The sequence below is a fragment of the Streptomyces himastatinicus ATCC 53653 genome, assembly GCF_000158915.1.
Lineage (GTDB): Bacteria > Actinomycetota > Actinomycetes > Streptomycetales > Streptomycetaceae > Streptomyces > Streptomyces himastatinicus.
The window spans coordinates 6,434,978-6,446,935 of record NZ_GG657754.1; the positions used below are offsets into that span (position 1 = coordinate 6,434,978).

General features: G+C 71.1%; 14 protein-coding genes. 8 read left to right on the forward strand and 6 right to left on the reverse strand.

Going from position 1 to position 11,958, the window contains the following annotated elements; genetic code table 11:
- Positions 1 to 89 precede the first annotated feature (89 nt).
- The 6 genes from SSOG_RS27365 (at position 90) to SSOG_RS27390 (ending at position 5,786) form a co-directional block, all read left to right on the forward strand.
- Positions 90 to 1,580: an MFS transporter gene (locus SSOG_RS27365; protein WP_050799985.1), complete on the forward strand. Its 1,491-nt coding sequence runs from the start codon at positions 90 to 92 to the stop codon at positions 1,578 to 1,580.
- Between the two features lie 10 nt (positions 1,581 to 1,590).
- Complete coding sequence (locus SSOG_RS27370) at positions 1,591 to 1,788, forward strand: ribbon-helix-helix protein, CopG family (protein ID WP_014061073.1); 198 nt, start codon at positions 1,591 to 1,593, stop codon at positions 1,786 to 1,788.
- Positions 1,789 to 2,172, forward strand: a complete 384-nt coding sequence (locus SSOG_RS27375; protein WP_009717504.1) for a type II toxin-antitoxin system death-on-curing family toxin — start codon at positions 1,789 to 1,791, stop codon at positions 2,170 to 2,172.
- A 112-nt stretch (positions 2,173 to 2,284) separates the two neighbouring features.
- Positions 2,285 to 4,081: a DEAD/DEAH box helicase gene (locus SSOG_RS27380; RefSeq protein WP_009717505.1), complete on the forward strand. Its 1,797-nt coding sequence runs from the start codon at positions 2,285 to 2,287 to the stop codon at positions 4,079 to 4,081.
- A gap of 197 nt (positions 4,082 to 4,278) precedes the next feature.
- Positions 4,279 to 4,920 (forward strand): IclR family transcriptional regulator, encoded by a 642-nt coding sequence (locus SSOG_RS27385; RefSeq protein ID WP_009717506.1) that lies wholly within the window; start codon positions 4,279 to 4,281, stop codon positions 4,918 to 4,920.
- A 65-nt stretch (positions 4,921 to 4,985) separates the two neighbouring features.
- Positions 4,986 to 5,786 (forward strand): S16 family serine protease, encoded by an 801-nt coding sequence (locus SSOG_RS27390; protein WP_009717507.1) that lies wholly within the window; start codon positions 4,986 to 4,988, stop codon positions 5,784 to 5,786.
- Here the strand turns inward: SSOG_RS27390 and SSOG_RS27395 are convergent.
- From SSOG_RS27395 to SSOG_RS27405, 3 genes are all read right to left on the reverse strand, one after another.
- Positions 5,783 to 5,962 carry a hypothetical protein gene (locus SSOG_RS27395; RefSeq protein WP_009717508.1) on the reverse strand — a complete coding sequence of 60 codons (180 nt, stop codon included), beginning with the start codon at positions 5,960 to 5,962 and terminating at the stop codon, positions 5,783 to 5,785. The genes SSOG_RS27390 and SSOG_RS27395 overlap by 4 nt on opposite strands.
- Positions 5,963 to 5,984: 22 nt before the next feature.
- Positions 5,985 to 6,578, reverse strand: coding sequence for a winged helix-turn-helix domain-containing protein (locus SSOG_RS27400; protein WP_039938833.1), 594 nt, complete (start codon positions 6,576 to 6,578; stop codon positions 5,985 to 5,987).
- Between the two features lie 73 nt (positions 6,579 to 6,651).
- Positions 6,652 to 7,119, reverse strand: a complete 468-nt coding sequence (locus SSOG_RS27405; protein ID WP_039938834.1) for an Lrp/AsnC family transcriptional regulator — start codon at positions 7,117 to 7,119, stop codon at positions 6,652 to 6,654.
- 134 nt (positions 7,120 to 7,253) lie between these two features.
- On the opposite strand from SSOG_RS27405, the gene hppD reads away from it, so the two are divergent.
- Complete coding sequence (gene hppD / locus SSOG_RS27410) at positions 7,254 to 8,399, forward strand: 4-hydroxyphenylpyruvate dioxygenase (protein ID WP_009717511.1); 1,146 nt, start codon at positions 7,254 to 7,256, stop codon at positions 8,397 to 8,399.
- Positions 8,400 to 8,429: 30 nt separating this feature from the next.
- Here the strand turns inward: hppD and SSOG_RS27415 are convergent, their stop codons facing one another.
- The 3 genes from SSOG_RS27415 to SSOG_RS27425 are packed head-to-tail and all read right to left on the reverse strand — an operon-like array spanning position 8,430 to position 10,685.
- On the reverse strand, positions 8,430 to 9,692 hold the full coding sequence (locus SSOG_RS27415) for a mannosyltransferase family protein (RefSeq protein ID WP_009717512.1): 1,263 nt from the start codon (positions 9,690 to 9,692) through the stop codon (positions 8,430 to 8,432).
- A 53-nt stretch (positions 9,693 to 9,745) separates the two neighbouring features.
- Entirely contained in the window at positions 9,746 to 10,192 is a 447-nt protein-coding gene (locus tag SSOG_RS54935; protein ID WP_009717513.1) for a hypothetical protein, read from the reverse strand.
- Positions 10,185 to 10,685 carry a SigE family RNA polymerase sigma factor gene (locus SSOG_RS27425; RefSeq protein WP_009717514.1) on the reverse strand — a complete coding sequence of 167 codons (501 nt, stop codon included), beginning with the start codon at positions 10,683 to 10,685 and terminating at the stop codon, positions 10,185 to 10,187. Before SSOG_RS27425 ends, SSOG_RS54935 begins: the two co-directional genes overlap by 8 nt.
- A gap of 218 nt (positions 10,686 to 10,903) precedes the next feature.
- Here SSOG_RS27425 and SSOG_RS27430 point away from each other — a divergent pair, with 218 nt between their 5' ends.
- Positions 10,904 to 11,956, forward strand: a complete 1,053-nt coding sequence (locus SSOG_RS27430; protein ID WP_009717515.1) for a phage baseplate protein — start codon at positions 10,904 to 10,906, stop codon at positions 11,954 to 11,956.
- The last annotated feature ends 2 nt before the right edge of the window (positions 11,957 to 11,958 follow it).

Here is an 11,958-nt window from a genome sequence, read left to right on the forward strand (position 1 = left end):
GGGGCCCGACGGCGTACGTCCAATGCCCGAGGCGCAACACCGACCTCCGACAGGTGTCACACCGTGCCACGGCTCTTACGCTGACCGGCATGACCGCTCTCGACCCGCCGGACGCCGGACGGAGCACCACCTCACGCACGGCCGAGCCGGACCCTGACATCAGGGACGACACCATCCTCGGCCGCCGCCACCGCGCACTGACCCTCGGCATCGTCACCGTCGTCTCCCTCATCGCCTTCGAGGCGAGCGCGGTCAACACCGCCATGCCGATCGCGGCCCGCGCCCTGGACGGTGTCGAGCTGTACGCGTACGCCTTCTCCGCCTACTTCACCGCGAGCCTGTTCGCGATGGCGCTGTCGGGGGAGTGGAGCGACCGCAAGGGACCGCTCCCGCCGCTGGTCTGCGGCATCGTCGCGTTCGGCGCGGGGCTGGTGGTCGCGGGGACGGCGCAGCGGATGTGGATGTTCGTGGGCGGGCGCGCCGTCCAGGGCATCGGCGGCGGGCTGGTGATCGTCGCGCTGTACGTCGTCGTCGGCCGGGCCTATCCGCGGCGACTCCAGCCCGCCGTGCTGGCCTCCTTCTCCGCCGCGTGGGTGCTGCCGGTCCTCGTCGGGCCGGTCGTCGCCGGGACGGTCACCGAACAGGCCGGGTGGCGCTGGGTGTTCCTGTCCATCCCGGTGCTGGTGCTGCCGCCGCTCGCGGTGATGCTCCCGGCCCTGCGCACCCTGCCGCCCGGCGGCCGCTCCCCGGCCATGGACCGCCGCCGGATCCTCCTCGCGCTGGCCGTCGCGGGCGGCGCCGGGCTGCTCCAGTACGCGGCCCAGGACCTGGCCTGGTACTCCCTCCTCCCGGCCGCCGCCGGGCTCGCGCTGCTCGTGCCGTGCGTACTGCGGCTGCTCCCCGCGGGCACCTTCCGTGCCGCCCGCGGACTGCCGTCGGTGGTGCTGCTGCGCGGGGTCGCTGCGGGCGCCTTCCTGGGCGCGGAGAGCTTCGTCCCGCTGATGCTGGTCACCCAGCGCGGCCTGTCCGCGACCGCCGCCGGGCTCACCCTCGCGGGCGGCGGGCTGACCTGGGCGCTCGGCTCGTACACCCAGAGCCGGGCCCGGCTGGAGCCGTACCGGGAGCGGCTGATGGGGCTGGGCATGCTGCTGATCGCCGTGGCCATCGCCCTGGCACCGCTCGCCCTCGCCGCCTCCGTCCCGGTGTGGACCGTCGCCGTCGCCTGGGCGGTCGGCGGCTACGGGATGGGGATGACCATCTCCAGCGCGAGCGTGCTGATGCTGAAGCTGTCCCGGCCCGAGGAGGCGGGCAGCAACTCCTCCTCGCTCCAGGTCTCCGACGCGCTCGGCAACATCACCCTGGTCGGCCTGAGCGGCGTCCTCTTCGTCGCCTTCGGCGGCGCCACGATGCCCCCCACCACCCACGCGACCACCCCGACCGCCGCCTCCTCCCACCCGGCGGCCTTCACCGCCGTCTACGCCGCGATGGCGACGGTGGCCCTGGCCGGTGCCTGGGTCACCACCCGCCTGCGGCCCAACAGTCATTCTGGTACCACGATGGCCCCAAAAGTGGTACCGTAATGGTATGGCAATGAATCTCCGACTGCGCGACGACCAGCAAGAGGCACTCAAGCAGCGGGCCGAAGAGGAGGGCCGCAGCATGCACGCCATAGTGCTCCAGGCGATCGACCGGTATCTGGAGCAGGAGGCGGACCGGGAGTCCGTCCAACGACTGGGGGCAAAGTACGCGGCACGCCACGCGGACCTGCTGCGGAGGCTGGGGGAGTAAGTGAAGTACCTGACGGTCCAGGAAGTGCTGGACCTGGCGGAAATCGCCTGTGGGGGGCAGCAGATCGCGGTGCGTGATCTCGGGCTGCTGAGTTCCGCGGTGCATCGTCCTCAGTCACAGATGTTCGGCATAGAGGCGTACACGGAGCTGTTCGAGAAGGCCGCTGCGCTGCTCCAGTCGCTCGCCGTCAACCACCCGCTGGTGGATGGCAACAAGCGAATGGCCTGGATGTGCACGGTCGTCTTCCTCGACCTCAACGGGGTCGAGATGGTCGACGTCGACCAGGACGAGGCGTACAAGCTGGTGGTCGGCGTGGCCTCGGGCGCGCTCGACGAAGTCGGTGACATCACCGCACGGCTGAAGGCGCTGCACGAGTCGGTGTGACCCTGATCCCACCCTCGGGTGGGATCGGGGCGTACCCCCGAAGCGTGAAGGGCGGCACCGGTAGGCTGACGCGGTTCCCGATCGACCCCGCCGAGCCAGCCTGACGGAGACCGTGAGTACTACTGCCGCCTCCACCAGCCATCACCTCTCGCCCGCCTTTCCCGGACGGGCTCCCTGGGGTACCGCGAGCAAGCTGCGCGCCTGGCAGCAGGGCGCGTTGGACAGGTACATCGAGGAGCAGCCGCGGGACTTCCTCGCGGTCGCGACCCCCGGTGCCGGTAAGACGACGTTCGCGCTGACGCTCGCCTCCTGGCTGATGCACCACCACGTCGTGCAGCAGGTGACGGTCGTCGCGCCGACCGAGCACCTGAAGAAGCAGTGGGCCGAGGCCGCGGCCCGCATCGGCATCAAGCTGGACCCGGAGTACAGCGCGGGTCCGCTGAGCCGGGAGTACCACGGCATCGCCATCACCTACGCGGGCGTCGGCGTACGGCCCATGCTGCACCGCAACCGGATCGAGCAGCGCAAGACGCTCGTCATCCTCGACGAGATCCACCACGCCGGTGACTCCCGCTCCTGGGGCGAGGCGTGCCTGGAGGCGTTCGAGCCCGCGACCCGCCGGCTCGCGCTCACCGGCACGCCCTTCCGGTCGGACACCAACCCCATCCCCTTCGTCACCTACGAAGAGGGCAACGACGGCATCCGCCGCTCCTCCGCCGACTACACGTACGGGTACGGCAACGCCCTGAACGACGGCGTCGTGCGGCCCGTCATCTTCCTCTCCTACAGCGGCAACATGCGCTGGCGCACCAAGGCGGGCGACGAGATCGAGGCGCGGCTCGGCGAGCCGATGACCAAGGACGCGATCTCCCAGGCGTGGCGCACCGCGCTCGACCCGCGCGGCGACTGGATGCCGAACGTGCTGCGCGCCGCCGACCACCGGCTGTCCGAGGTCCGCAAGGCCATCCCGGACGCGGGCGCCCTCGTCATCGCGTCCGACCAGGACTCGGCGCGTGCGTACGCCAAGCTGATCCGCGAGATCACCGGCAGCAAGGCCACCCTGGTGCTGTCCGACGAGGACGCCGCCTCGCAGCGCATCGAGGACTTCACCCACTCCGACGACCGCTGGATGGTCGCGGTCCGCATGGTGTCCGAGGGCGTGGACGTGCCGCGGCTCGCGGTCGGGGTGTACGCGACGACCATCTCCACCCCGCTGTTCTTCGCCCAGGCCGTCGGCCGTTTCGTACGGTCGCGGCGGCGCGGCGAGACCGCGTCCGTCTTCCTGCCCACCATCCCGAACCTGCTCGGCTTCGCCAACGAGATGGAGGTCGAGCGCGACCACGTCCTCGACAAGCCGAAGAAGGACGGCGAGGAGGAGAACCCGTACGCGGAGGAGGACAAGCTCCTCGAAGAGGCCGAGAAGCAGCAGGACGAGGACACCGGAGACCAGGACCAGCTGCCCTTCGAGGCGCTGGAGTCGGACGCGGTCTTCGACCGGGTGCTGTACGACGGCGCCGAGTTCGGCATGCAGGCGCACCCGGGCAGCGACGAGGAGCAGGACTACCTCGGCATCCCCGGACTCCTCGAACCCGACCAGGTGCAGATGCTGCTCCAGAAGCGGCAGGCCAAGCAGATCGCGCACAGCCGCAAGAAGCCGGACGCGGAGGCGGATCTGCTGGAGATGCCCGCGGAGCGGCGCCCTGTGGTCACCCACAAGGAGCTGCTGGAGCTGCGGAAGCAGCTCAACACGCTGGTGGGGGCGTACGTCCACCAGAGCGGCAAACCGCACGGCGTGATCCACACCGAGCTGCGCCGGATCTGCGGCGGGCCGCCGAGCGCGGAGGCGACGGCGGGGCAGATCCGCGAGCGCATCAAGAAGGTGCAGGAGTGGGCCACCCGGATGCGGTGACCTCCGTGTCGTGTGCGGTGAGCGAGGGATCTGCTCGGATTCTGGACAAGTACTTCCGCTGAGCGGACCCGCTCGCTACCGTTCGTGCACGCACACGCCCCGTGGCAGCGTCGCCGCGGAGTGCAGCCGGTGCGTATCACCGCGACCGGCGGAGCACCTTCGCGGGGAGCCGCCACTCATACCGAGGAGGGGGCGTCGTGACCGCGGAGACCTCACAGACGCTCGACCGGGGACTGCGTGTCCTCAAACTGCTCGCCGACACCGACCACGGGCTGACCGTGACCGAGCTGTCCACCAAGCTCGGCGTCAACCGCACCGTGGTCTACCGGCTGCTGGCCACCCTCGAACAGCACTCCCTGGTGCGCCGGGACATCGGCGGGCGGGCCCGGGTCGGACTCGGGGTGCTCCAGCTGGGCCGCCAGGTGCATCCGCTGGTACGGGAGGCGGCGCTGCCCGCGCTGCGGTCCCTCGCCGAGGACATCGGCGCCACCGCCCACCTCACCCTGGTCGACGGCACCGAGGCGCTCGCCGTCGCGGTTGTCGAGCCGACCTGGACCGATTACCACGTCGCCTACCGGCCCGGTTTCCGGCATCCGCTGGACCGGGGCGCCGCCGGGCGCGCGATCCTCGCCGCCCGCGCGGGCCGCCCGGACGACCCCGGGTACGCGCTCACCCACGGTGAGCTGGAGGCGGGCGCGAGCGGCGCGGCCGCCCCGCTGGTCGGGGTGACCGGGCTCGAGGGCAGCGTGGGCGTGGTGATGCTGTGCGACGCGGTACCGGAGCGGGTCGGCCCGCGGGTGGTGGACGCGGCACGGGAGGTCGCGGACGCCCTGAGGTGACGATCGGCCCTACGTTGACCAGGGGGGCGCGTCAGCCGTCCCGCCGGTCAACTAAATTCACTCCTATGCCTGCCGTCTCCCTCCGCGCCCTTTCCCCCCGCGCCCGGATCCTCGCCATCTGCACCGCGCTCGTGGTCGTCCTGCTGGCGGTCGCCGCGCTCGCCCCCCTGCCGTTCACCGTGGCCCAGCCGGGTACGACCGTGAACGTCCTCGGCGCGGACGGCGGCAAGCAGGTGATCACCATCTCGGGGAGCGATACCCGTAAGACCAAGGGCCAGCTGCGGATGACGACGATCGCGGCGACCGGACCGGACGCCACCGTCCGCCTGGGGGACGTGCTCAGCGGCTGGTTCCGCACCGACCGCGCCGTGCTGCCGCGCGAGGCGGTGTACGTGGGCGACACGACCGAGGAGATCCAGCAGCACAACGCCGACGAGATGCGGAAGTCGCAGAACACGGCCACCAGCGCGGCCCTCGGCTACCTCCACAAGTCGCCCGGCGACGTCAAGGTGAAGCTGCGCCTCGCGGATGTGGGCGGGCCCAGCGCCGGACTGCTGTTCTCCCTCGGCATCGTCAACAAGCTGGACGGCGACGGCCGCGGCGGCGACCTCACCGGCGGCCGCACGATCGCGGGCACCGGCACGATCGATGCCCGTGGCGAGGTCGGAGCGGTGGGCGGCGTCCCGCTCAAGACCCAGGCCGCCAAGCGGGACGGCGCGACGGTCTTCCTGGTCCCCAAGGCGGAGTGCAAGGACGCCGAGGCCGAGCAGCCCAAGGGCCTGCGGCTGATCCCCGTCACCACCCTCGACGGCGCCGTGAAGGCCCTGAACAACCTCCAGTCGGGCGGCGCGGTCCCGCACTGCTAATCGAAGCGGGGCACGTGGGGCACCCGCGGCGTCGCCAGCCGCAGCCCGACCTCCACGAGCCGCCAGCCGAGCCGGGTCCGCAGCGGCTGCGCGCGCCGATGCCGGTGCGCGGCCTCGCGCCGGAGCTGCTCGGCGCGCAGGCGGTGCAGTAAGTGGTGGACGTGGTCGCTGTACATACGCTCTCCCCCAGGGTCCGGGTCAGTCTTCGTCGCGCGGGAAGCCGTGCAGATGGACGCGGTACCGGGCGGAGTGCTCGGTGTCCGGGTCGAGCTCCTGCTCGCGATAGCCGTTGATCACTTCGTGCACTTTGTCGAGCATTTCCCGCGCGAGGGCGGGCGTGAGGCGCAGGGTGAAGTCGCTGATGTCCCAGTTCGTGCGCCACTCCGCGGGCCATTCGTGCAGGGTGCCGAGCCAGGTGGACAGATTCTGGCCATGCACGGTGGCCAGCTCGTGCATCAGGGTGTTCATCGCGCCGCGCACGGACGGGTCGGGGTGCCGCAGCAGCTCCTCGGTGCCCCACCGCGTGCCGCGCTGCGCCGCCTTCCACCACCGCTCGCGCCCCTTGCCGCGCTCCGGGTCGTCGTCCACGAAGCCATGGGCGGCCAGCTGCCGCAGGTGGTAGCTGGTGGCGCCGCTGGACTCGCCCAGCCGGCCGGCCAGTTGGGATGCGGTGGCGGGCCCGTACTCGCGCAGCGCGCCGAGCAGCCGCAGGCGCAGGGGGTGGGCGAGCCCGCGCAGGGAGCGCGGGTCGAGCACCCGTACGTCGTCGTCCGCGTCGTCGCTCTGGGCCATGCGGAGCACAGTAAGGGTGCAAAGACTCCTTTGCAACGGGTTTTTTGCACACCTTCTCGGGCCGTAAGGCGGATCAGTCTTCCGCCGCCTGCTGCACTAGAGGGATGATCCGGAGCGGGACCGGGTTCTCCATCACGATCGCCGTCGAGGCGCGCACGATGCCCTCGATGCCCACCACGCGGTCGATCACCCGCTGGAGGTCGGCGTTCGAGCGGGCGACCAGGCGGCAGAGCATGTCGCCCTCGCCGGTCGTGGTGTGCAGCTCCAGCACCTCGGGGACACCGGCCAGGTGGGTGCGGACATCCGGGCCCTGGCCCTGCTTGATCTCCAGCGTCGCGAAGGCCGTGACCGGGTAGCCCAGGGCCGCCGGGTCCACGTCCGGGCCGAAGCCGCGGATCACGCCCTGGGCGCGCAACCTGTCCAGCCGCGCCTGGGCGGTGCCGCGGGCGACGCCGAGGCGGCGGGAGACCTCCAGGACGCCGATGCGTGGCTCGCGGGCGAGGAGTTCGATCAGGCGGGCGTCGAGCGCGTCGATTCCCATGGGGCCTCCTGGGGGAGCTGTGATGGTGGTCACTCTGTACAGAATGCTGCCCAGTTCCCCTACGACGCTATGCAGTCTGCTCAGCGAATCCGCGAACTGTTGCGCACCCTGAGCCGCGGGGAGACGCTGCCCTTATGACTGAGATCCTGAACCCCACCCCGACCACCGCGCGGCAGGCAGACCCCTTCCCGGTGAAGGGCATGGATGCGGTCGTCTTCGCCGTCGGCAACGCCAAGCAGGCCGCCCACTTCTACGCCACCGCCTTCGGCATGAAGCTCGTCGCCTACTCCGGACCGGAGAACGGCAGCCGGGAGACCGCCAGTTACGTCCTCGTCTCGGGCAGCGCCCGCTTCGTGTTCACCTCCGTGATCAAGCCGTCCGGACCCTGGGGCCGCTTCCTCGCCGACCATGTGGCCGAGCACGGCGACGGCGTGATCGACCTCGCCGTCGAGGTCCCGGACGCGAGGGCCGCGTACGCGTACGCGGTGGAGCACGGCGCCACCGGGATCGAGGAGCCGCACGACGTCAAGGACGAGCACGGGACGGTGGTGCTCGCGTCGATCCGTACGTACGGCGACACCCGCCACACCTTCGTGGAGCGCTCCGGCTACGACGGCCCGTACCTGCCCGGGTACGTCGCCGCCGAGCCGATCGTCGAGGCGCCCGAGAAGCGGCTGTTCCAGGCCATCGACCACTGCGTCGGCAACGTCGAGCTGGGCCATATGGACGAGTGGGTGGCCTTCTACAACCGGGTCATGGGCTTCACCAACATGAAGGAGTTCGTCGGCGACGACATCGCCACCGAGTACTCCGCCCTGATGTCGAAGGTCGTCGCGGACGGCACCCGGAAGGTCAAGTTCCCCCTGAACGAACCGGCCCTGGGCAAGAAGAAGTCGCAGATCGACGAGTACCTGGAGTTCTACGGCGGCCCCGGTGTCCAGCACATCGCCCTCGCCACGAACGACATCGTCGCGACGGTGCGCGCGATGCGCGCCGCGGGTGTCCAGTTCCTGGCCACGCCCGACTCGTACTACGACACGCTGGGGGAGTGGGTCGGGGACACGCGGGTGCCGATCGAGACCCTGCGGGAGCTGAAGATCCTCGCGGACCGGGACGAGGACGGGTATCTGTTGCAGATCTTCACCAAGCCCGTGCAGGACCGGCCGACCGTCTTCTTCGAGATGATCGAGCGCCACGGGTCGATGGGCTTCGGCAAGGGGAACTTCAAGGCGCTGTTCGAGGCGATCGAGCGCGAGCAGGAGAAGCGCGGCAATCTGTGACGACGGGCCGGGGCCCTTGGCCCCGGCTGGTCAGCCCGCCCACCGCCCCGACAGGAAGGCGAGGCTGAAGACGGTGCTCACGGGCGCGACGAGGTACAAGTAGACGGTCTTGACCCGGGGCCTGCGCAGGCTCCACCCGGCCAGCCCGATCCACAGGGGCCACCACAGCAGGGTGGAGCGGGGGATGGACATGAACCAGTACGAGGTGCCCAGCGCCCACAGGGTGATGGCGATGTAGCCCGCCTCGGCCCAGCGGCGCCGCCACAGCAGTACGCCGAGGACGACGAGCCCGAGGACCATGGCCACCAGTTCGGCCTGGAACATCGCGGCGTACCCGGTGGTCTGCGTCTCGTCGAAGGCCGCGTTCCAGGTGTGGGACCAGCCCTCCCAGGGGGTGTGGAAGGTGCGGAACCAGCCGCGTTCCTGGGCGTGCTTCCAGGCCATCCAGTCGTCGGTGTGCGCGTGCAGGTACCAGGTGAATAACGCGGCGGGCAGCGCGGGCAGGGCCAGCCAGGGCAGCGAGCGCCAGTGCCCGCGGGCGCGGGCGGCGGTGAGGACGAAGTGGACGGCGATGGCGGCTGCGACGAAGAGGCCGCTGATCCGCACGGTGGTGGACAGGGCGGTCAGCACGGCGGCCGCGGCCCAGCGCTGCCGCTGGGCGGCGAGCCAGCCGGGCAGGGCGAACGCCAGGAAGAGCGCCTCGGTGTAGCCGACGGCCAGGAAGATCGCGCACGGTGAGAGCAGGAAGAACAGCACGGTGCGCCGGTCGCCGTCCGGGCCGGGCAGATACAGCCGGGCGATCCGGGCCAGCGCCAGGACGCCGACGGCCCCGGCGACGAAGGAGATCAGTAACCCGGCCGCGGTCCAGCTCGGGATGACGGTGTGCAGGGCGCGCAGCAGCATCGGGAACCCGGGGAAGAACGCCTCCCGGCTGTCCCACTTCTTGTCCCACGGGCCGCTCTCCCCGGGGAAGTAGCCGTCGCGCGCTATGTGGAGGTAATGCCCCCAGTCCCACCGCTCGAAGGGTTCGAGGACGGCGGAGGGCTGATGCGCGCCGCTGTCCGGGGGGAACAGCCACCGGACGCCGTAGGCGGTGATCCATATGGATATTCGGGTCAGCAGATACAGCCACAGCACCTCGCGGTCGCCCGGGCTCAGCCGGGAGGGCAGCCGGGCGAAGCGCATGACCCGTTCGCGGGGCGAGGGCCGCTTCCGCGGCGCGGAGGACCACGCGGGGTGGTGGGGCGCGGAGCTGGGCGCGGTGTGGCGCGGCTCGGGCGGTGCGACGGGCATGCGGGAATCTTTCGCGTAGAGGTGTGACACAGGGGTGCGTGGGCGGGGGGCGGTCAGGGGCCGGTCGAGGAGGCGCTGCCCCCTGGGGGAGACGTCATGGTGGGCGGGTACGTCACATCGCCGGTCGCCTCGCGTGTGGGCTCGCCCGTCGACGGGGGCGGGCTGGCGGCCCCGGACGACGAAGGTCCGGATGACGGTTGGCCGGTCGATGGCTGGCCGGTCGATGGCTGGCCGGTCTTCGCATGGCCCGTCGGGGGGATGGTGGCCGGGGCGGCGGGCGGCGGCGTACCCGGCAGGAGGGTCTCCGCGGGCGCGCCGCCGCCCGCGATGACCAGGCAGGCCCCCGCCGCCAGCGCGGCGAGGCGGCGCCGCCGCACCCGTCTGCCGCGCTCGGCGATGCGCGCGACGGGTGCCGCTCCGGCACGCGCCTGCCCGACGTCACCGGCCTGCCGGAACAGCGTCCGCAGCGGATCCCCGTGCGGATCCTGGATCTCAGACATCGGTGCTCTCCTCGATGAGCGGGTCCCGCAGGCGGTGGGCGAGCGCGGCGCGTCCGCGGACCAGATGCGTCTTGACGGTGCTGGTGGACAGGCCGGTCTCGGCGGCGATCTGCTCGACCGTGAGGTCGCACAGGTAGTGCAGGGTGAGCGTGCGCCGCTGCTGGGGCGGCAGTTCGCGCAGCGCGTCGACCAGCACCACCTGGTCCGGTTCCGGGCCCGCGACATGGGGTGGTGAGACGCCGCCGCGATGCCAGGCGTCCGCCGTGCGCCGCCGGAACCGCCACCGGCTCACCGCCAGCCGCCAGGCGACCGTGCGGATCCACGCCTCGGGCTGGCCGCCGCGGTCGAGCTGTCGTCTTCGGCTCCACCCCTTGACGAACGCCTCCTGGACGACGTCCTGCGCCTCGTGCAGGTCGCCGAGCATCACGTACAGCTGACCCGTGAGACGCGTGACCGCCTGGGCGTAGAACTCTTCGAACTCCTCGACGGTCACCTGTCACTCCCGGATCCGTGTCTTCGCCGGGTATACGCCCGCCGTCCGGCATCCGGTCTACCCGAAGCAGGCAGAAAGAGAGTGATACAGACCACAATGCGCCGCTCGTGCCAGAAAAATTGAACACCAGCTCGGTCGGAGAATCGCACCGTCTACACTCACGGCGTTCCTATGTCCACTCCAACACGGTGTTTTCTCTTGGGAGTTGTTGATCTCGCATGCAGACGGACAAGTACGCCACGGGTCGGTTGACAAGGCGTAAGTTCGCCCTGGCCGGGGGCGCTGCCGCCGCGGGTGCGCTCGGGGCGTTCGCGGTACGGCCCACCGAGGCCCACGCCGCTAACGCTGCCAATGCCTCCGCCGGGGTCGCCGCCGCCGGCGGCCGGTTCGACCTCTCGGTGCCCTCCACGCAGCTCATCCGTGAGAAGGCACCGCACAACAACACCGTGCTCCAGTCCTTCGCGTTCGACGACGCCAACGGTCACCTCTACACGATCCAGCTGATGCAGGGCGGTATCCGGCTCAGCGGCGAATCCGCCCCCGTCTCGGGCGCCGACCGGGCCGCGCGCGGCGACATGTGCATCACGAAGCTCTCCCTCACCGGCAGCAAGCTGGGCCATATGTACGTCAGAGGCTTCGGCCACGGCGTCTCGATCGGCTGCGAGCCCGTCGGCGCCACCGCCCAGCTGTGGACCGAGTCGGACGCCAACCCCGACTCCGGCTATGGGCGCGCCATCAGCCGCTTCGCGTTCAAGGACGGCGCCGTCCTGGACAGCGGCTCGTCCGCCCTGGCCACCCACCGTCCGGTGGCCGGTTCGACCAGCAACCAGCCCGCCGTCGACATGCTCAACAAGCGGCTCCTGCTGCGCTACCGCCAGGGCGGCGAGGTCCGCTACCGGCTGATGAGCCTGGCCGGGGTCACGGCGGGCGACTACACGGCGGTGTACGACGACATACCCCAGACGGGCGTCGAGGACGGCGAGGTCTTCCAGGGCTTCACGGTGCTCGGCGACTACGTGTACCAGCTCACCGGCACCGCGTACTCCGACGAGAACGGCCCCAACCCGCCCTCCGGCCACGGCAACGCGCATGTCTCCTGCGTCGATCTGCGCACCGGCGAGCTGGTCCAGCGCGCCCGCACCGAGGCCGGGTACTCGCTCGACTACCGCGAGCCCGAGGGCATGGCCGTCCAGCTCACCAGCCCGCGCCGGCTGTGCATGGGCTTCGCCTCCGGCGCCCGCGAACTGAGCGTCTACTACAAGCCGCAGTGAAC